This window comes from Pseudomonas sp. S3E12, assembly GCF_001702295.1.
GTDB classification, from domain to species: Bacteria; Pseudomonadota; Gammaproteobacteria; order Pseudomonadales; family Pseudomonadaceae; genus Aquipseudomonas; species Aquipseudomonas marginalis.
Map to the genome: position 1 here is coordinate 57605 of NZ_MBDT01000009.1, position 19478 is coordinate 77082.

Consider the following 19478-nt stretch of genomic DNA (forward strand, 5'->3'; position numbering starts at 1 on the left):
TCACCATGAGCAACGTCGACCACGCCGAAATCGCCAAGTTTGAAGCCCTGGCCCACCGCTGGTGGGACCGCGAAAGCGAGTTCAAACCCCTGCACGACATCAACCCGCTACGGGTCAACTGGATTGACGAACGCGTCAACCTGGCCGGCAAGAAGGTGCTGGACGTCGGTTGCGGCGGCGGCATCCTCAGCGAAGCCATGGCCCAGCGCGGCGCCACCGTGATGGGGATCGACATGGGCGAAGCGCCGCTGGCCGTAGCCCAGTTGCATCAGCTGGAATCCGGCGTGAGCGTGGAATATCGCCAGATCACCGCCGAAGCCCTGGCCGAGGAAATGCCTGAGCAGTTCGACGTGGTCACTTGCCTGGAAATGCTGGAGCACGTACCAGACCCATCGTCGGTGATCCGTGCCTGCTTCCGCATGGTCAAGCCGGGCGGCCAGGTGTTCTTCTCCACCATCAACCGCAACCCCAAGGCCTACCTGTTCGCGATCATCGGCGCCGAATACATCATGAAGCTGCTGCCGCGCGGCACCCACGATTTCAAGAAATTCATCCGCCCTTCCGAACTGGGTGCGTGGAGCCGCCAGGCCGGGCTGACCGTCAAGGACATCATCGGCCTGACCTACAACCCGCTGACCAAGCACTACAAACTGGCCAGCGACGTTGACGTCAACTACATGATCCAGACCCTGCGCGAGGAGTAAGCCTGTGAAGTTGCGAGCGGTTCTCTTCGACATGGACGGTACCCTGCTGGACACTGCGCCGGACTTTATCGCCATCTGCCAGGCGATGCGCGCCGATCGCGACCTGCCACCGATCAACCCACAGCATATCCGCGATGAAATCTCCGGCGGTGCGCGGGCGATGGTGGCCGTGACCTTCTCGATGGACCCGGAATCCCCCGGCTTTGAAGAGCTGCGCCTGGAATTCCTCGAGCGTTACCTGAAGGGTTGTGCGGTCCACAGCACATTGTTCGACGGCATGGCCGAACTGCTGGAAGACATCGAGAAATCCAAGCTGATCTGGGGCGTGGTCACCAACAAGCCACTGCGCTTTGCCGAGCCGATCATGCAGCAACTGGGCCTGGCCGAGCGCTCGGCGCTGCTGATATGCCCGGACCATGTGAAAAACAGCAAGCCGGACCCGGAGCCCATGATCCTGGCGTGCAAGATGCTCGGCCTGGACCCGGCCAGTGTGTTGTTCGTGGGGGATGACCTGCGCGACATCGAGTCCGGCCGCGACGCCGGCACCCGCACGGCGGCGGTCACCTATGGCTATATCCACCCGGACGACAACCCGCGCCATTGGGGCGCGGATGTGGTGGTGGATCACCCGTTGGAACTGCGCAAGGTGCTGGATAACGCACTGTGCAGTTGCTGATGGCTCACCGATCCAGCTGACCTATGAAGATTGGTGTTTGTAACCCGCTGAATTCTGTCGAGGCTTTTTATGTTTGATTACTCTGCACGTCCAGAACTGCTCAAAGGCCGGGTGATCCTGGTGACCGGCGCCGGTCGCGGAATTGGTGCGGCGGCGGCGAAAACCTACGCCGCCCATGGCGCCACCGTGCTGTTGCTGGGCAAGACCGAAGCCAACCTGGCCCAGGTGTATGACGAGATCGAAGCGGCCGGCCACCCGCAGCCGGTGGTGATCCCCTTCAACCTGGAGACCGCCCTGCCCCATCAATACGATGAGCTGGCAGCGATGATCGAAAAAGAATTCGGCCACCTCGATGGCCTGCTGCACAACGCCTCGATCATCGGCCCACGTACGCCGATCGAGCAGCTGTCCGGCGAAAACTTCATGCGGGTGATGCACATCAACGTCAATGCGATGTTCATGCTCACCAGCACGTTGTTGCCGCTGCTCAAGCTGTCCCAGGATGCGTCGGTGGTGTTCACCTCCAGCAGCGTCGGGCGCAAGGGCCGGGCGTATTGGGGCGCTTATGGGGTGTCGAAATTCGCCACTGAAGGCTTGATGCAGACCCTGGCGGATGAGCTCGACACCGTCGCACCGGTACGCGCCAACAGCATCAACCCCGGCGCCACGCGTACCAGCATGCGGGCCCAGGCGTATCCAGGTGAAAACCCAAGCGACAACCCGACGCCGGAAGAAATCATGCCGGTGTACCTGTACCTGATGGGCCCGGACAGTACCGGCATCAATGGGCAGGCGTTTGACGCGCAGTGAAACCAAATGTGGGAGGGGGCTTGCCCCCGATTGCAAGGTGTCAGTCACTGTATCGGTGACTGACCCACCGCTATCGGGGGCAAGCCCCCTCCCACATTTGTATTGCGGTGTTCTCTGGGCCTTAGTTTTTCACGACATCTTCAAGCGTGAAACGACCCAACGGGTTTTGCAGGAAGTTGCTCACATTCTTGCGTGAGATGTTGATGTACGGGCTGTAGTACAGGTCGATCCAGTTCACATCCTGTTTAGCCAGTTTCTGCAATTCGACATACATCTGCTCACGCTTGACCGGGTCAGCCTCGATGCGCGCCGCCGCCACCAGCTCCTTGACCTTGTCGTTCTTGTAGCGGGTCATGTAGTTCTGGTTGGTGTCGTGACCCAGTACGAAGGTGGTCTTCTGGTCCGGGTCGAGGATGTCGTTGGTCCAGTACATCACCGAAATATCGTACTCACCGTCCACCAGCATCTGCCAGCTTTGGGTCGGGTCGACCTTCTGCAGGTTGGCGGTCACGCCGACCTTGGCCAACTGGTCCTTGATGATCACCGCGATCTGCTCGTCGGCTTCGTTGCCGGCGTTGACCACATAGTTGAGCTTCAAGTCCTTCGCGCCAGCCTTTTCCAACAGTTTCTTGGCGGCGGTCGGGTCATACGGGCGTTGCAGGTTGTTGGCGTAGTGGAACAACGAGCCTTTCGGGATGTAGGAATAGGCCACCGTGCCCTGACCGTAGGTCGCGGTTTTCACCAGCGACTGCTTGTCGATGGCCATGTCCAACGCCTCGCGTACTTCCTGCTTGGCCAGCAGACCGTGGGCGTGGTTGATCAGCAGGTGATCTTCACGGGTGGACGGGTCGGAGTGGATCACCACGTTCTTGTCTTTCTTCAGCTCTTCAACCCGGGAAAACGGTACGAAGATCGCCGTGTCCAACTCGTTGTTCTGCACCATGCGCATCCGCGTGTTGTCGTCGGTCACGGAGACCCACTCCACGCCATCCAGGCTGACCTTCTTGGCCTGCCAGAAGTTCGGGTTCTTCTTCAGGATGACCCGGTCGCCCTTGCGCCATTCGTCCACGGTAAACGCGCCGGAGGTCACCGGGTTCTCCGAATAGGCGTCTTCCCCCATTTTGGTCATGGCTTTTTCCGACAGGATCGACACCGTCGGCGAAGCCAGTTGCGACAGGAAGGCGACCGCCGGAGTCTTCAGTGTGACAACCAGGGTTTTCGAGTCCGTCGCCTTGGCGGTGTCGATCAGGTTGAAAGGATCAGCCCACAGCGACGCCTTGTTGTCGCGGATGCGCAGCAGGCTGAACGCCGCATCCTCGGCGGTGATCGCCGAACCATCGGAGAACTTCGCATCGCGCAGCTTGAAGGTGTAGGTCAGGCCGTCCTTGGAAATATCCCAGCTTTCAGCCAGGCCCGGCTCCATCTTGGTCCCCAGGTTGTCCACGCGTACCAGGGTGTCGTAGACGTTGGCAAATACCCAGGTATCGCGGTTTTGCGCGCTTTTGATCGGGTCGAACGTGGTGCTGTCTTCACGGCAACCGATGGTCAGGACGCCGGCGGCCTGGGCCAGACCGGCGGTCAACGACCAGGCGGTCAGCGTGGCAGCGGCGAGCAATTTCAAGTGGCGCGATTGCATGTCATAACTCCTTGTTCATGATGGGCAGGAAGGGTCAACGGTTCTTCAAGCACGCAACTGTATCGACGCTCGTGCAGGGAATGGATAGGCGGCAATACCACGGAACACATCGTCCGGGCGTACCGGCAACGCGGGTGAAAGGCACAGCCCGTAGGCAAATTCAGCGGGCTCGGCGGCTCGCCAGGTAACGGCTGCGTCGGCAAGGGCCGGTGCGGATCGATCTCCGGAATCGCCTCGATCAACGCCGCGGTATACGGATGGCGCGGCGCGGTGAAGACCGCTTCCACCGGCCCTTCCTCGACGATCTTGCCCAGGTACATCACCGCCACGCGGTCGCACAGGCGCCGCACGATGGCCAAATCGTGGGCGATAAACAGGATCGCCAGGTTCATGCGCTGTTGCAGTTCCAACAGCAGGTTGATGATCTGGCCCTGGATCGATACATCCAGGGCCGCCACGCATTCATCGGCGATGATCAAGCGCGGCTCCACCGCCAGCGCCCGGGCAATACCGACACGCTGGCATTGGCCGCCACTGAGGGCGCCGGGTTTGCGACTGGCCAGTTCGGGGCGCAGGCCGACCAGGTCAAGCAGTTCGTTGACGCGAGCCGGAATACGCTCTACCGGGACTTTGCGCTGCACCCGCAGCACCTCGGCGATGGTTTCGCCGATGGTGTGGCGCGGGTTCAAAGCGGCGTAGGGGTCCTGGAAGATCATCGCCGTTTCCTGGCGCAGGCGCGCGATGTCGATCGCGCTGCCATGGGCCATGTCGATGCCATCGAACAGCACCTGCCCGGCACTGATCGGGTTGAGGTGCAGGATCGCGCGGCCCAGGGTGCTTTTGCCGCTGCCGGACTCCCCCACCAACCCCAGGGTTTCACCGGCGGCCAGGTTCAGCGACACGCCGTTCACCGCCTTCACCCACTGCTTGTTCAGGCCGAACACCCCCGTGCCGGACGCGGCGAACCGCACCTCGAGGTTCTTGATCTGCAACAGGCTCATGGGCGCGCTCCCAACGGGTAGTGACAGGCCACGCGCGCGCCTTCGGGCAACCGTTCGGTGCACAACGCGCCGACCTGCGGGCAACGCGGGTTGAAGCGGCAGCCGCCGGGTAATGCATCGAGCAAGGGCGGCTGGCCGGGGATGGTGCGCAGCAACCCAGGGCCACTGCCGTGGGCCGGCTGGCAATCAATCAGGCCCGCTGTGTAGGGGTGTTGCGGATGGGCGAGCACGTCGTACTTGCTGCCGTGCTCGCACAGGCGCCCGGCGTACATCACGGCGATGGAATCGCAGGTTTGCGCGACCACGCCGAGGTCGTGGGTGATCATGATGAGCGACAGGCCGCGCTGGTCACGCAGGTCCAGCAACAGGCGCAGGATCTGCGCCTGCACGGTCACATCGAGGGCCGTGGTCGGCTCGTCGGCAATCAATACGTTCGGGTTGCAGCCCAGGGCCACGGCGATCATCGCGCGCTGGCGCATGCCACCGGAAAATTCATGGGGATAGTTGTCGACCCGTGCCTGGGGATCGGGAATGCCCACCTGGCGCAACACTTCGATGGCTTGTCGGCGCGCGTGTTTTTTCGACGAGCCCTGATGCAGGCGGATGCCTTCGGCGATCTGATCACCAATGCGCATCAAGGGGTCGAGGTGGCTGCTGGGGTTCTGGAAGATCATACCCAATTGCCCGCCACGCACCGCCCGCATGCCGGTGTCATCCAGTTGCAGCAGGTCCTGGCCCGCCAGGCGTACCGCACCGCCCTGCACGCGCAGGTTGGGTGACGGCAACAAGCGCATCAGGCCACGGCAGGCCATGGTCTTGCCCGAGCCGCTTTCACCCACCAGGCCGAGGATCTCGCCTTCAGCCAGGTCGAAGGACACGCGGTCGACCAGGGTCACATCGCGCCCGCTGTTATTGGCGATCACACTAAGATCCCGCACTTGAAGCAGACTCATGAGCGATCCCCCAACACTTGCGCCACACCATCGGCCAGCAGGCTGAAGCCCATGGCCAGGGTCACGATGGCCAACCCCGGAAAGGTGCAGATCCACCAGGCCGTGGTGATAAACGCCTGCCCTTCGGCAATCATCGTCCCCCACTCCGCCGTCGGCGGTTGCACGCCCAGGCCCAGGTAGCTCACGGCGGCACCGTTGAGCAGTACCAGCACCGCGTCAGACATGGAAAACACAATCGAGCCAAACATCGCATTCGGCAGCAAATGCCGGAACAGGATGCGCCCATGGCCAAAGCCCAGGCTCTTGGCCGCGAGGGCGAAGTCGCTTTCCTTGAGCACCAGGATCTGTGAACGGATCAGCCGTGCATACGACACCCAGCCCACCAGCGCCATGGCGATATAAAAACTCTTCAAGCCCGGACCGAGGATAGCCATGATCGCCAGCATCAACACCAGGAACGGGAACGCCAGGATCACATCGATCACGCGCATGCAGAAACTGTCGAAGCGCCCGCCGATATAGCCGGAAACCGCGCCGACAAACGTGCCGATCATGAACGGGAAAATCACCCCGATGATGGCAAGCTGCAGGTCGACGCGTGCGCCCCAGATCACCCTCGAAAGGATGTCTCGACCGTAGTTATCCGTACCGAATGGATGGGCTAGGCTCGGCCCCAGCAAGCTGATGTCGGTGTTCTGCGCAATCGGGTCATAGGGCGCGATCCACGGCGCACACAGCGCCAGGACCAACCACACCAGCAGGATCAACAGCCCCCACGCGGCCGTCAGGCGGCCATTGCGAAAGCCAAACCGCAGACGCAGGCGCCATGGGGCAATCAGTGGACGGCTGCTCATTGCATTTTCACCCGAGGGTCGAGGGACACCGTGACCACGTCGGCGATAAAGTTGACCACCACCGTCGCACACGCCAGCACCATGGCCACGCCCTGCACCACCATGTAGTCGCGGGTAAAAATGCCACGCACCAGCAACTGGCCGATGCCGGGAATGGCGAACAGGCTTTCGATCACGACGGTGCCGCTGATCAGCCAGCCAATATTCACCGCCAGCAGGTTGACCGCCGGCACCAGGGAATTGGGCAGCACATGGCGTCGGAACACCGCTGCTTCCGACAGCCCGCGGGCCCGCGCGGCAGTGACGTGGTCGGCCTGTAGCTCCATCAACATGCTCGCCCGCAGGTTGCGCACCAGCACCGCCGACAGCGCCAGGGCGATGGTCAGGCACGGCAAGACCATATGGTGCGCCTTGTCCAGCCAGGTACGGCCGTAGCCGGACACCGGGAACAAGCCCCATTGCACACTGAGCAGCAGGATCAGCATCAGGCCCAGCCAGAACGCCGGCATGCCCAGGCCCACGGTGGTGAACACGCGAATCAGGTTGTCCGCCCACCCGCCTTTATTGCGCGCGGCCCACGTCGCCAGCGGCACCGCGATCAGCAGTGCCAGGACCACGCTGCCAAGCACCAGCACCAGGGTGGGTTCGATGCGGGTGACGATCAATTTCAAGGCGTCGACTTTGTACAGCAGTGATTGGCCGAGATCGCCCTTGAGCAGGTTCTTCAGGAAATAGAAATACTGCTGCCACAAAGGCTGGTCGAGGCCGTACTGGGCGCGGATTTTCAGCAAGGCGTCCGGCGTGCTGCGCGAGCCCAGCAGGGCCCGTGCCGGGTCGCCAGGAATCGAGCGCACCAGCACAAACGTGATCAGGCTGATGCCAAACAGTACCGGCAGCAATTGCAGCGGCCGGGACAGTACAAAACGGTAGCGCGCCAGGTTCATCTGTCAGCCTCGGTGGCGAGCGAGAAAGTCCAACAGTACCGGAAAATAAGCCTGTGGCTCTTCATAGAACGGCATATGGCTACTGTTGGGAAATACATGCAGTTCGGCGTGTCTGGCCGCCATCTTCATGCGCATGGCGCAGGCCGGGGTGAGTTCGTCGTGCTGGCCGGTGGTGATCAGGATCGGCATGTTGAAAGCGGCCATCTCGGGGAGGCGGTTCCAGTCCTTGAGGTTGCCGACGTAGAGAAATTCGTTGGGGCCCTGCATGGTTTCGTAGGGCCCCATGTTCCAGTCGCCGAGGGAGCGCTTGACCGGCTCGGGCCATTCGTCCAGGCGGCAGACATGACGATAGTTGAGCAAGGTGATCGCGGCCTGGTACTGCGGGTGATCCAGGGTGCCCATGGCTTCGTGGCGTTGCATCATCGCCACGGTCTCACTGCCCAGCGCGCCGCGCAGGCGTTCGAGTTCTTGAGAAAGGTGCGGAATGTCGCCGACGGTGTTCTCGAGGATCAGGCTTTTCAGCCTGTCGGGGTAATGGATGGCGTATTCGATGCCCAGCCAGCCACCCCAGGAATGCCCGAGCAGGTGCACGCGGCCGAGGCCAAGGGTTTGGCGTACGGTTTCGACTTCTTCGACATAACGGCGGATTTCCCACAGGGAAACATCGGTCGGTCTGGCTGATGCGCCTGTGCCAAGCTGGTCGAATGCAACCACTCGCAGGTCATGGTCCTTGAGCCAGCCATGGGCGTCGCGCAAGTAGTCACACGGCAGGCCCGGCCCGCCGTTGAGACACAAGAGCACCTCATCGCCTTCGCCGAAGCTGTAGACCACGAGGTTGTGGCCATCGACTTGCACGTTGTACTGCTGGTCGGGGGCAATTTCACGCCACATGCATACATTCCTTGTGTTGTATCGGCCTGGCGGGCAGCGGCCGTTTATCAGGCCAACACTACCGAGGATGCCGCGCGTCCATAACCTGGTATTTCTTATAGGTTTGGCCTGGCAGTCCTTCGCCGGGGCGTGGCATTCTACTTGCAGGAAGTGGAGATTCAAATGAATTCGGGAGCAGAACGGATGCTGGCCAAGCTAACTGCCTTCAATAATCGTCTGATGCCGGGCAGGAGCCTGGATGAGCAGATGGACAACACTTTTATCCTCGCCCAGCAGTTGGGCTTCGATGCACTGGTATACGACTACACCCCGGTGCCGATCGACCAGAATGGTGCGTTGATCACCCCCTCGGTGCTGGAGCTGCGTAACACGCCGACCGATTGGCATGCACTATGGTGCAGCAAGGGTTTCTACCAGATCGACCCGGTGCAACACCTGGCCCTGCGCACGGTATCGCCGTTCGTGTGGTCCTACGAAGCCAAGGCTGACACGGCCCTGCAAACCATCATCGACCCCTGCCACGCCCCCGTCTCGTCCTACCTGCACGACCAGCAACTGACCTGCGGCGTCAGCGTGCCGATGCATCTGCCCCGTGGCGGCTTTGCCTCACTGACCGGCTTGCGCACCGGCAAAACGCCTACCGTGCTACAGGACGCGCAGCAGACCTTGTCGGACTTCAGCCTGATTTCCCACGCGTTGCAGGAAGCGGCCTACCCGCTGTTCGGAAAGGAGCTGCGCACCTACCCGCACATTCACCTGACCAAACGTGAACGCGAATGCCTCAAATGGGCCGCCGACGGCCTGACCGCCGCCGAAATCGCCACGCAACTGAGCCGCTCACTGGCCGTCGTCACCCTGCACCTGGCCTCGGCGATGCACAAACTGGGCGCCAAGAACCGCGTGCAGGCGGTGGTCCGCGCCACCCATTACCGCCTGCTGGAAGACTGATCCCCCGGCAAAACCTAGCTGTTTTGCTAGTTACCTAAATCTCGCCCGCAGACTATCGTGTTCCTGATCATTTTTTCAGGGCAGGGTAGGAAATGGACTTCATCGAAAAAATCCGCGAAGGGTATGCCGCGTTTGGCGACTACCAGACCTGGTACCGCGTCACTGGCGACTTGGCCAGCGGCCGCACGCCGCTGGTGGTCATCCACGGTGGCCCGGGCTGTACCCATGATTATGTCGACGCGTTCAAGGACGTCGCGGCCAGCGGTCATGCGGTCATCCACTACGACCAACTGGGCAACGGCCGCTCCACGCACTTGCCTGAGAAAGCCCCTTCCTTCTGGACCGTCGATCTGTTCCTTAAAGAACTGGACAACCTGCTGGACCATCTGCAGATCAGCGATAACTACGCGATCCTTGGTCAGTCCTGGGGCGGCATGCTCGGCAGCGAGCACGCCATCCTGCAACCCAAGGGCCTGCGTGCGTTTATCCCGGCCAACTCGCCAACCTGCATGCGCACCTGGGTCAGCGAAGCCAACCGCCTGCGCAAGCTGCTGCCCCAAGGCGTGCATGAAACCCTGCTCAAGCATGAAGCCGCCGGCACCTACCTCGACCCGGAATACCTCGCCGCCTCACGGGTGTTCTATGACCAGCATGTGTGCCGGGTGAACCCATGGCCGGAAGAAGTAGCGCGTACCTTCGCCCAGGTCGACTCGGACCCCACGGTGTATCACGCCATGAGCGGCCCGACCGAGTTCCACGTGATCGGCAGCCTGAAAGACTGGAAATCCATTGGCCGCCTGTCGGCGATCAAGGTGCCGACCCTGGTGATTTCCGGCCGGCATGACGAGGCCACGCCACTGGTGGTCAAGCCATTCCTGGATGAGATCGCGGATGTGCGCTGGGCGCTGTTCGAAGACTCCAGCCACATGCCCCACGTGGAAGAACGCCAGGCGTGCATGGGCACCGTGGTGAAGTTTCTGGATGAGGCGTGCTCTGTTCCGCACACAGTCCGCAAGGCTGGTTGAATTCCAAATGTGGAAGGGGGCAAGCCCCCTCCCACATTTTTAGACCTCTGTGATTTCAGCGTGTGCGGCTTTCCTTGGCTCCTGCGCCACCAATGGAATTTCCTTGCCCTCGGCATCAAATAACTTGCCCCCCCTGAAATAGTCCCCATCACGCAACGCCGCTACGTCGTGGAAACACAAACTGCGCTCAGTCCCCGCCACAAACACCGACTGCTGGTCCGAATTGCCTACGGTGAAATGGTTGAACGCCAGGTTCAACAGGATCGCCATGATCGCCGACGAACTGATACCCGAATGGAAAATGGTCGCGAACCAGCTGGGGAACTGGTCGTAGAAGCTCGGTGCAGCAATCGGGATCATGCCAAACCCGATGGACGTGGCGACGATGATCAGGTTCATGTTGTTGCGGTAATCCACTTTGGACAAGGTGCGAATACCACTGGCCGCGACGGTGCCGAACAGCACAATCCCGGCACCGCCCAGTACCGAGGTCGGCACCGCCGCGATCACCCGCCCCATGAATGGCAGCAAGCCGAGGATTACCAGGAACAAGCCACCGGTTGCCACCACAAAACGACTCTTCACTCCGGTCACCGCCACCAGGCCAACGTTCTGGGCGAAGGCACTCTGGGTGAACGAACCGAAGATCGGCGCGAACATGCTCGACAGCATATCGGCGCGCAGGCCGTTACCCAGGCGCTTGGAGTCGACCTTGGTATCGATGATTTCCCCCACCGCCAGGATGTCGGCCGAGGTTTCCACCAGTGTCACCATCACCACGATGCACATGGAAATGATCGCCGCGATGTGAAAGGTCGGCATACCGAAATGGAACGGCGCAGGGAAACCGAACATGGGCCCCTGGGTGACGCCGGAAAAATCCGCCATGCCGAGGAACACCGCGATCACCGTGCCGATCACCATCGCCAGCAGGATCGACAGGCGCGAGATGGTCGCGCTGCCGATCTTGCTCAATAGCAGCACCAGCACCAGGGTCAACGCCGCCAGGCCGATATTGGGCATGCTTCCGAAATCCGCCGCGCGGCTGTTACCGCCCATGGCCCAGCGCGCCGCCACGGGCATCAGGGTCAGGCCGATGGTGGTGATCACAATACCGGTCACCAACGGCGGGAAAAACTGGGTGATCCGCGAGAACACCGGGGTGATCAACAGCCCGATAAACGACGCGGCCATCACCGCGCCGAGAATCGCCGGTACCCCGCCGGCGCCATCGCTGCCGACAATCGCCACCATGGTTGCCACACCGGCAAACGACACGCCCTGCACCAGCGGCAACTGACAGCCAAAAAACGGCAGGCCAAGGGTTTGCAACAGGGTGGCAAGGCCACCGGCAAACAGCGACGCGGCGATCAACAGGCCGATATCCGCCGGTGACAACCCGGCCGCCTGGCCCACGATCAACGGTACCGCGACGATGCCGCCGTACATGGTGAGCACATGCTGCAGGCCGTAAGCCATGTTGGCGGCGACGCCTAGATTCTCATCTTCCGGCCGCTGCGGTGACGCCTTCGGGATAGTCATGGTGAGGGGTTCTCTGTTTTTGTTGTGGTGACACTGTATGCAATGTTCAGACTGGATGTCCATAGAGTTGTATACAATCAATCGAACAAGATACCCTCCGTCGGCGTTACAAAAACAACCCGGCCGTGATGAGCCAGAACGCCAAAGGACACAGAAACCATGAAAAAGGCATTACAGGGGGCAACCGTTGCACTCACCCTCCTCGGCGGCGGGGAGGCCGTCGCAGTGGAATGGATGAACAACAGCGTAGGTTTTCGCTACGGCCAGCAGTTCACCAATCCGAATAACCCCGACGAATTCAGCAAGCGCATCTACAGCGTTACCCACGCCAGCGGCTACCGGTATGGCAGCAACTTCCTGAACCTGGACGTGTTCCTGTCCGACAGCCGCGACCCGCGCAAGGGCACCGACCACGGCGGCAGCGAGGTGTACGCGGTGTACCGGCATCAGTTGTATGCGTCGCGGGTGCTGGAGGTGCCCCTGGGCACCGGGCTGGTCAAGGATTACGCGCTGACCCTCGGCTTTGATGCCAACCGCAACAACAACGTCGCGTCGGCGAAAAAACGCGCACTGGTGATTGGCCCGACCTTGAAGTTCAACACCGTAGGCGTGCTGGACCTGAGCCTTCTGTACTACAAGGAGCGCAACCACACCGGCATCCCAGGTGCACGTGAGTCGAACCACACGTTTGACGACACCTACATGCTCAACCTGACGTGGATGCGCCCTTTCGAGATCGCCAACCATGCGGCGAAATTCCAGGGCTTTGTGAATTACGTCGGGGAAAAAGGTGCGGACTACCATGGCCGTGACACGGCACCGGAAACGCTGATGCGCAGCGCGCTGATGGTCGCGGTGCGACCGGGCAAGAGCGTAAAGCCGAACCTGTACCTCGGCGTGGGTTACGAGTACTGGCATAACAAGTTCGGCGTGGACGGCGGCCGGGGCAGCCGCACGTCAACGCCGACGGTGAACATGGAAGTGACGTTCTAGGCGGCGGCCAGTTCCGACTTGTCTGCTTTCGGCCGCGCCAGCCAATAGCCCAAGACGGCCAAGGGTGCGGTCGCCAGCATCACCATCACGGTAATCAGCAACGGCTGTTCGATCATCGACGACACCAACAGGCTACTGAGAAAGCACAGGCCCAATTGCAGGGTGTTTTGCAGTGCCGCCGCCTTGCCGGAATGTTCTGCAAACGGCATCAGCGCATTCGCCACCACGATCGGGTAGCTGGCGCCGTTGACCAGCGCCATCAGGCAGAACGGAATCAGCAAGGTGGTGAGCGTCGGCACGGTCAAGGTGGCGACCAGGTACAACGCCACCATGCTGATGCAATAGGCCAGCAGCAGCCACGGCAACAGCGTCTTGCCCTGGAAACGCTGCAGGGCGCTGCGACAACTGTAGCCCCCCACCAGAAACGCCAATGTCGGCAGCACGTAGCTCAGGCCGATGTCATTCGGGCTATAGCCCATGTCGCCGAGGATGAAGGGTGAAGCGGTCAGCCAGGCGAAGAAACTGGCCGAGCAGGCGGCGAAGATCATTACATTGCCGGTAAACACCCGGGAGGTGAGCAACTGCCAATAGCCAAGGCGCGAAGGTTCGTCTTCCCGCGTCTGAGATTTCGGCACGGAGCGCAGGAACAACGTCGGCAGCAACAACAGCAACGACACCCCCAGCAATACGCCGAAGATGGCTTGCCAACCGAAGTGGTTCAACACCACCGCGCCCAGCAGCGGCGCCAGGGCCGGTGACAACGACATCAACGGCATGATACTGGCGAATACACGGTGGGCCTTGTCGGCCGGGTAGCGGTCGATCACCAACGCCTGCCAGCTCACGGCCGCAGAACACACGCCAATCGCCTGCATAAAGCGCAAGGCCAGCAACTGCGGCGCGGTCTCGACCCAAAACATCCCCGCGCAGCCCACCACAAACAGGCTCAAGCCTGCGAGCAGGATCGGCTTGCGCCCCAGGCGGTCGGACAACGGTCCCCACAGCAACTGCCCCACGGCAAAACCCGCGAGGAAAATACTCAGGCTGGCACCCACAGCGCCCGCACCAATCTGCAACTGCTCGCCCATGGCGCCGAACGCCGGCAAATACATGTCCATGGCGAGATAACCGAGCATGCTCAGCCCCGCCAGATACCAGGTGAAACCAAAAGAATTTTTCATTGAAGCCTTGTTAATCCTGCCATCAAACTATTTGCTGACTGCCGACCATTATGAAGCTGACAGTTTTGGTGTGAAGCGATAATAATTGGCAACTGTTATCAATAATTTTGAAGGCAACCCTCATGTGGTCCGAATACTCCCTGGATGTCGTCGATGCGGTAGCGCGCCATGGCAGCTTCAGCGCCGCCGCCCAGGAATTGCACCGCGTGCCGTCAGCCATCAGTTACACCGTACGTCAACTTGAAGAGTGGCTCGCGGTGCCGCTGTTTGTGCGCCGGCATCGTGATGTGGAACTGACACCCGCCGGCCGTCTGTTTATCGACGAGGCCCGCGGGGTAATGAAAAAAATGCTCGGCACACGGCGCCTGTGCCAGCAGGTGGCCAATGGCTGGAGTGGCCAGTTGAAGGTGGCCGTGGATTCCATCGTCAAGCCCCAGCGCTGCCGACAGTTGGTGCTGGATTTCTATCGACAGTTTCCCGAGGTGGAATTGCTGCTGGAATACGAGGTGTACAACGGCGTGTGGGATGCCTTGGCGGATGAGCGCACCGATATTGTCATCGGTGCCACCAGTGCGGTGCCGGTGGCCAGTCGCTTTACTTTTCGCGATATGGGCTTACTGAACTGGCTGTGCGTGGTCAGCGCCCGGCATCCGCTGGCGGCCGTGGACGGGTTGCTCAATGACGACCAACTGCGCCCCTTCGCCTCGCTGTGCATGACCGACACCTCGCGCAACCTGCCCAAACGCGACACCTGGACTCTGGATAACCAACGCCGATTGGTAGTCCCGAACTGGGCCTCCGCCATCGATTGCCTGCGCGATGGCCTGTGCGTCGGCATGGCACCGGCGCATCAGGTATTGCCCTGGATCGAACGCGGCGAATTGATGGCACTGCAACTGACGCGCCCCTTCCCGGCCAGCCCCTCGTGCGTGGCCTGGGCACAGAGCAAACTGTCCCCGGCCATGGCGTGGTTATTGGAATACCTGGGGGATACCGAAACCATGAACCAGGAGTGGCTCAACGGAAAGGACCTAGCTCAATAGCCGAGTGATGGCCCGCACGATCATCTCCACCTCCTTGGCATCCAGGGTCAGCGGCGGCAGCAGGCGAATGACCTTACCCCGCGTCACGTTGATCAGCAGCCCATGCTCCTGGGCAGCACGCTGCGCCAGGTCGCGATAGGGGCTGGCCAACTCAACACCGATCATCAGGCCCTGCCCCCGAATCGCCAGCACCTGCGGATGCTCTTCCAATTCCATGCGTAACCGCGCCAGCAAGCGCTCGCCCTGTTGTGCAGCGTTCTGCAACAAGCCTTGCTCTTCGATAATGTCCAACACCGTGCAGCCCACTCGGCACGCCAGCGGGTTGCCCCCGAAGGTGCTGCCATGGCTGCCGGGCGTGAAAAGTGCGGCTACCGCAGCCCTGGCCAGGCACGCACCGATGGGTACGCCATTGCCGAGGCCTTTGGCCAGGGTCATCACATCCGGAACAATGCCTTCATGCTGGAACGCAAACCAGGCGCCGGTGCGGCCGATGCCGGTCTGGATTTCGTCGAGCATCATCAGCCAGCCGTGCCGTGTGCAGTGGTCACGCAGGGCTTGCAGGTAACCCGGCGGCGCTGGCAGTACACCACTTTCGCCCTGGATGGGCTCCAGCAAGACCGCCGCGATCCGTGTGCCAAACGTCTGGGTGATTGCCTCGATCGCCGCCAGATCACCAAACCTGACCTTGAGAAAATCCCCCGGCAAGCGTTGGAAACCCAAGCGCACCGAGGGGCCATCGCTCGCCGCCATGGTGCCCAGCGTACGGCCATGAAAGGCATTCTCCATCACCACCACCAAGGGTTCTTCGATGCCTTTTTTCCAGCCATGCAACCGCGCCAGTTTCAGCGCCGTCTCGTTGGCTTCGGCGCCGGAGTTGTTGAAGAAGGCACGGTCCAGGCCGGCCAGCCGGGTCAGGCGCTGGGCCAAGCGTTGTTGCCAGTCGATGCTGTAGAGGTTGGAGGTGTGCAACAACAGGCCGGCCTGCTCGCTGATGGCCGTTACCAGTTTCGGGTGGGAATGCCCGACGTTGGTCACCGCCACACCCGCCACTGCGTCCAGGTATTCGCGCCCCTGCTGGTCCCACAGGCGCGTGCCGAGGCCTCGGGTGAAGCTCAGGGCCAGGGGTTGATAGGTGGTCATCAGGCAGGCGGCGGTCATGGTGGCGGACTCCAGTGCATCGTTGTGATGGGTTGAAGTATCGTTAGCCACCAGAGCTGGATAAACTGCACTTTACTGCAATGACTTTAAACCAGGGCTTGATAATGGATCTATTCCAGGCGATGTCGGTGTACGTGAAAGTGGTGGAGAGCGGCAGCATGACCGCCGCCGCACACGCTTGCGGGATGTCGACCACCATGGTCGGCAACCACTTGCGCGCCCTCGAACAACGCCTGGGCGTCAGCCTGCTCAAGCGCACCACTCGTAAACAGAGCCTCACGGAGTTCGGCGGCCAGTATTACCAGCGTTGCCTGGAAGTACTCGGGCTGGTGGCCGACTCCGAGCAATGGGCCGAACAGGCCCACGGCGACGTCCCCAAAGGCACCCTGCGCATCACCGCGCCACCGGCGTTCGGCACTGAACGCCTGGCGCCGGCCCTGAGCGAGTTTTCCCAGCGCTACCCGCTGATCAAGCTGTACGTGGTGCTCAGCAACCAGCGCGTGGACATGGTCGACAGCGGCTTCGACGTGGCCATCCGCCTGGGCGAGCTGGAAGCCTCAAGCCTGATCGCCCGACCGATGCAGGACTACACCATCACCCTGTGCGCCTCACCGGATTACCTGGCCCGACGCGGTACGCCACAAACGCCCGAGGATCTGCAACAGCACGACTGCCTGGCGTTCGCCTACCCTTCCACCGATGACTGGCGCAACGCCGACAAGCTGTGGCGCATGACCGGCGCAGAAGGCGAAGTGGAAATCCCGGTGTCCGGCTCGCTGACCATCAATAGCTCCCAGGCCTTGCGCCAGGCTGCCGTGCAAGGCATGGGGATCGTCATGCTGCCGGATGCCCTGGTGCAGCCCGACCTGCAAACCGGCAAGCTGGTGGCCTTGCTGACCACCTATCAACTGCCCAGCCGGCCCATGCATTTGCTGTACGGCCAGGACCGTTATCGCTTGCCGAAGCTGCGCGCCTTTGTGGATTTCGCCATGGAAAAGTGGGCGCGCTAGAAGCCCACGCCCAACTCGCGCAATCGCGCAGCCGTCTGCTCGGCAGACACATGGTGAATGCCTTGCCAGCCGAGGGCGACGGCCGCTTCGATATTGCCGGCAACATCATCGATAAAGACCACTTCCCCCGGCTGGATATCCGGCAGGTACACCCGTACCTGGCTGAGACTGGCGTGGTAGATCGCCGCGTCGGGCTTGATCAGCTTCAACTCGCCAGACACTACGATGTTGCGAAATTTCCGAAGGAAGGGGTAATTGGCAAGCGCATAGGGAAAGGTCTCGGCCGACCAGTTTGTAAGCCCAAACAGTGGCATGTTCGCCTGATGCAGCGCGTTGAGAATCGCCACGCCTTCAGGCAACGGGCCACGCAGCATTTCGTGCCACCGGCCGTAATAGGCCGTGATCAAGGGTTCATGGTCGGGGTATTGATCGATCAGGATCTGCGTGGCTTCGGCCAGCGGCCGCCCCGCATCCTGTTCGGTGTTCCAGGCCTGGGTACAGATGTTATCGAGGAACCACTGCCGCTCTTGATCGTCGGCAATCAGTTTGCGGTACAGATGCTGCGGGCTCCAGTCGAACAGTACACCGCCAAAGTCAAATACTACTGCGCGGATCTTCATGGGCTCCTCCCTTTTGTGCAACGCCAGAGTCAGGACAGTTTGGCATGTACCCGGCCCCTGGCAGCAAGTAAGCACGAGTAGGATTGTTCTGAGATTCAAACAAGGCGTGCGCTGAGAACCAGCAGCGTCCCTCGTGAATACAAGCCTTTAGCTTTAACGCGCGGATTCTATCTCACATAGATGGTCACACTTGTTCCCCCCGGTTGAAGATGCCCTCACTTTAATCTCGGGCGTACAACTCAAGGAGCTGGCGCCTGAAGGGAATCATCGAATTTCGCTGTAGATATGACTTGGAGAAACTTCAATGACAAGCATGACCTCTTCAGTGACCTCCCCTTCCGCATACAGCCTTGCTGCGCTGCAAAACTACCTGGCCCAAGGCGCAAATACTCCCACAGCAGTGCTGGTCGATCGGGTCAAGGACGAAACAGGCATCGTGCCAAGCCATCTTGCCCCCTTGCAAGACATCGCAATGACCACCAACTCCATCATAGGCATACGCCCGGTCGAAACCGTCGCAACAGGCCTGATAGAAGCCGGGCACCCCACCAAGGACTTCCATATCAAAGGCAAGAGCGCCAACTGGGGCCCCCAGGCAGGTCTGATCTGTACAGACCAGGCGTTCAGCAAACTTGAACAATTTGCCGAAAAAATACCGGCCAAAGTGGCCAAGGCCAATGAGCAAATCCAGGCGTGCATCCAGGAAGGCCATGCAGTTGCAACGCCCCTGAAGCTGTCAAGCCAACGCCTTGATGTATTGGTCAAGCTGGGACACATAACCCAACTCGCTGTTCAAGGTGCTGACGGCACATTGCAATTAAGCGCCCGCGGGCCCAGTCAGCACACCTATACATTCGAAGGCCATCGCGCATCACCTTCAAGCGACAGCTACTTCATCACCCATCAGGGCAAGCCCCTTGAAGTACTGGCCAAGCAGGCAGAAGGCAAACCGTTGACTGCCGATTACGACCTGCACCTGATCGCGCCCCATATCAGCGACTTCGGCCCCCAGGACAAACTCCCCATACCGGACGTGGCCCACAGTGTCTTCAAGGGTCGAGTTGAGCGCTATAAGCAAGTTCCTGAGGTGCTACGCGCAGACTTCGACAGCCCCGGCCATTTCTACCGGAAAGCAGATCCCCACCTTGGCAACGCAACACCACGGATAGAGCAGATGATAGGGCTGATCAATCAAAAATTGGTCGGCGAGGGAGAGAGAGTGGTTCATCACAGTGCGGACTCGGCCAACCCGGTCACGGAAGTGGCCGCCAATTACCCAGCGACGTTTTTCCTACCGGCAAAACTGGGTCGATTCGATGAAATCAGCATCATCCACGACAGCAGGGAAATGGCAGAACTGATCAAGACCGCCAAGGACAGCGGTTATCACGTGCCGCTGAATCCCCTGTGGGAGAAAGAAGTGACCAACGTGAGGCGGTGTGCCTTCACCCAGGCAAAAAATCGCCTTGCCTGAATCATGACAGCGAAG

At 60.9% G+C, this 19478-nt stretch carries 19 protein-coding genes; 9 read left to right on the forward strand and 10 right to left on the reverse strand.

Features of this window, described 5'->3' with window-relative positions; translation table 11 throughout:
* The first annotated feature begins 5 nt into the window (after positions 1-5).
* The 3 genes from ubiG (at position 6) to BB029_RS11875 (ending at position 2190) form a co-directional block, all read left to right on the forward strand.
* Positions 6-704: a bifunctional 2-polyprenyl-6-hydroxyphenol methylase/3-demethylubiquinol 3-O-methyltransferase UbiG gene (gene ubiG, locus BB029_RS11865; RefSeq protein WP_003172645.1), complete on the forward strand. Its 699-nt coding sequence runs from the start codon at positions 6-8 to the stop codon at positions 702-704.
* Between the two features lie 4 nt (positions 705-708).
* Complete coding sequence (gene mupP / locus BB029_RS11870) at positions 709-1380, forward strand: N-acetylmuramic acid 6-phosphate phosphatase MupP (protein ID WP_065928119.1); 672 nt, start codon at positions 709-711, stop codon at positions 1378-1380.
* Positions 1381-1449: 69 nt separating this feature from the next.
* Positions 1450-2190 carry a YciK family oxidoreductase gene (locus BB029_RS11875; RefSeq protein ID WP_065939298.1) on the forward strand — a complete coding sequence of 247 codons (741 nt, stop codon included), beginning with the start codon at positions 1450-1452 and terminating at the stop codon, positions 2188-2190.
* A gap of 121 nt (positions 2191-2311) precedes the next feature.
* On the opposite strand, the gene BB029_RS11880 is transcribed toward BB029_RS11875, so the two are convergent.
* Genes BB029_RS11880 through BB029_RS11905 form a run of 6 tightly spaced genes read right to left on the reverse strand, consistent with a single transcriptional unit; the run spans position 2312 to position 8469 of the window.
* The gene (locus BB029_RS11880) at positions 2312-3826 is read right to left on the reverse strand and encodes an ABC transporter substrate-binding protein (RefSeq protein WP_065939299.1); all 1515 of its coding nucleotides are present in this window, start codon (positions 3824-3826) and stop codon (positions 2312-2314) included.
* Positions 3808-4827 (reverse strand): ABC transporter ATP-binding protein, encoded by a 1020-nt coding sequence (locus BB029_RS11885; RefSeq protein ID WP_065939300.1) that lies wholly within the window; start codon positions 4825-4827, stop codon positions 3808-3810. Before BB029_RS11885 ends, BB029_RS11880 begins: the two co-directional genes overlap by 19 nt.
* A complete protein-coding gene (locus BB029_RS11890) occupies positions 4824-5780 on the reverse strand; it encodes an ABC transporter ATP-binding protein (protein ID WP_065939301.1) in 957 nt (318 codons plus the stop codon). Before BB029_RS11890 ends, BB029_RS11885 begins: the two co-directional genes overlap by 4 nt.
* The gene (locus BB029_RS11895) at positions 5777-6634 is read right to left on the reverse strand and encodes an ABC transporter permease (RefSeq protein WP_065928124.1); all 858 of its coding nucleotides are present in this window, start codon (positions 6632-6634) and stop codon (positions 5777-5779) included. The genes BB029_RS11890 and BB029_RS11895 overlap by 4 nt, the downstream gene beginning before the upstream one ends.
* Positions 6631-7578, reverse strand: coding sequence for an ABC transporter permease (locus BB029_RS11900; RefSeq protein WP_065939302.1), 948 nt, complete (start codon positions 7576-7578; stop codon positions 6631-6633). Before BB029_RS11900 ends, BB029_RS11895 begins: the two co-directional genes overlap by 4 nt.
* Positions 7579-7581: 3 nt before the next feature.
* Positions 7582-8469 carry a proline iminopeptidase-family hydrolase gene (locus tag BB029_RS11905; RefSeq protein WP_065939303.1) on the reverse strand — a complete coding sequence of 296 codons (888 nt, stop codon included), beginning with the start codon at positions 8467-8469 and terminating at the stop codon, positions 7582-7584.
* A gap of 183 nt (positions 8470-8652) precedes the next feature.
* Here BB029_RS11905 and BB029_RS11910 point away from each other — a divergent pair, with 183 nt between their 5' ends.
* Positions 8653-9417: a LuxR family transcriptional regulator gene (locus BB029_RS11910; protein WP_027604192.1), complete on the forward strand. Its 765-nt coding sequence runs from the start codon at positions 8653-8655 to the stop codon at positions 9415-9417.
* Positions 9418-9509: 92 nt separating this feature from the next.
* Positions 9510-10442 carry a proline iminopeptidase-family hydrolase gene (locus BB029_RS11915; protein ID WP_065939304.1) on the forward strand — a complete coding sequence of 311 codons (933 nt, stop codon included), beginning with the start codon at positions 9510-9512 and terminating at the stop codon, positions 10440-10442.
* A gap of 39 nt (positions 10443-10481) precedes the next feature.
* On the opposite strand, the gene BB029_RS11920 is transcribed toward BB029_RS11915, so the two are convergent.
* Entirely contained in the window at positions 10482-11984 is a 1503-nt protein-coding gene (locus BB029_RS11920; RefSeq protein WP_065939305.1) for a nucleobase:cation symporter-2 family protein, read from the reverse strand.
* Positions 11985-12143: 159 nt separating this feature from the next.
* On the opposite strand from BB029_RS11920, the gene BB029_RS11925 reads away from it, so the two are divergent.
* Positions 12144-12977: a nucleoside-binding protein gene (locus BB029_RS11925; protein ID WP_065939306.1), complete on the forward strand. Its 834-nt coding sequence runs from the start codon at positions 12144-12146 to the stop codon at positions 12975-12977.
* On the opposite strand, the gene punC is transcribed toward BB029_RS11925, so the two are convergent.
* Positions 12974-14158, reverse strand: a complete 1185-nt coding sequence (gene punC, locus BB029_RS11930) for a purine nucleoside transporter PunC (RefSeq protein WP_065939307.1) — start codon at positions 14156-14158, stop codon at positions 12974-12976. The two genes, BB029_RS11925 and punC, sit on opposite strands and share 4 nt — an antisense overlap.
* 122 nt (positions 14159-14280) lie before the next feature.
* Between punC and punR the strand changes: the two genes are divergently transcribed.
* Complete coding sequence (gene punR, locus BB029_RS11935; protein ID WP_065939308.1) at positions 14281-15201, forward strand: DNA-binding transcriptional activator PunR; 921 nt, start codon at positions 14281-14283, stop codon at positions 15199-15201.
* Here punR and BB029_RS11940 read toward each other — a convergent pair.
* Complete coding sequence (locus BB029_RS11940; protein ID WP_065939309.1) at positions 15190-16359, reverse strand: aspartate aminotransferase family protein; 1170 nt, start codon at positions 16357-16359, stop codon at positions 15190-15192. The genes punR and BB029_RS11940 overlap by 12 nt on opposite strands.
* A gap of 104 nt (positions 16360-16463) precedes the next feature.
* On the opposite strand from BB029_RS11940, the gene BB029_RS11945 reads away from it, so the two are divergent.
* A complete protein-coding gene (locus BB029_RS11945; protein WP_065939310.1) occupies positions 16464-17369 on the forward strand; it encodes a LysR family transcriptional regulator in 906 nt (301 codons plus the stop codon).
* Here BB029_RS11945 and BB029_RS11950 read toward each other — a convergent pair.
* The gene (locus tag BB029_RS11950) at positions 17366-17989 is read right to left on the reverse strand and encodes an HAD family phosphatase (protein WP_065939311.1); all 624 of its coding nucleotides are present in this window, start codon (positions 17987-17989) and stop codon (positions 17366-17368) included. The genes BB029_RS11945 and BB029_RS11950 overlap by 4 nt on opposite strands.
* Positions 17990-18293: 304 nt before the next feature.
* On the opposite strand from BB029_RS11950, the gene BB029_RS11955 reads away from it, so the two are divergent.
* Entirely contained in the window at positions 18294-19463 is a 1170-nt protein-coding gene (locus BB029_RS11955) for an anthrax toxin-like adenylyl cyclase domain-containing protein (protein ID WP_083236370.1), read from the forward strand.
* Positions 19464-19478 lie beyond the last annotated feature (15 nt).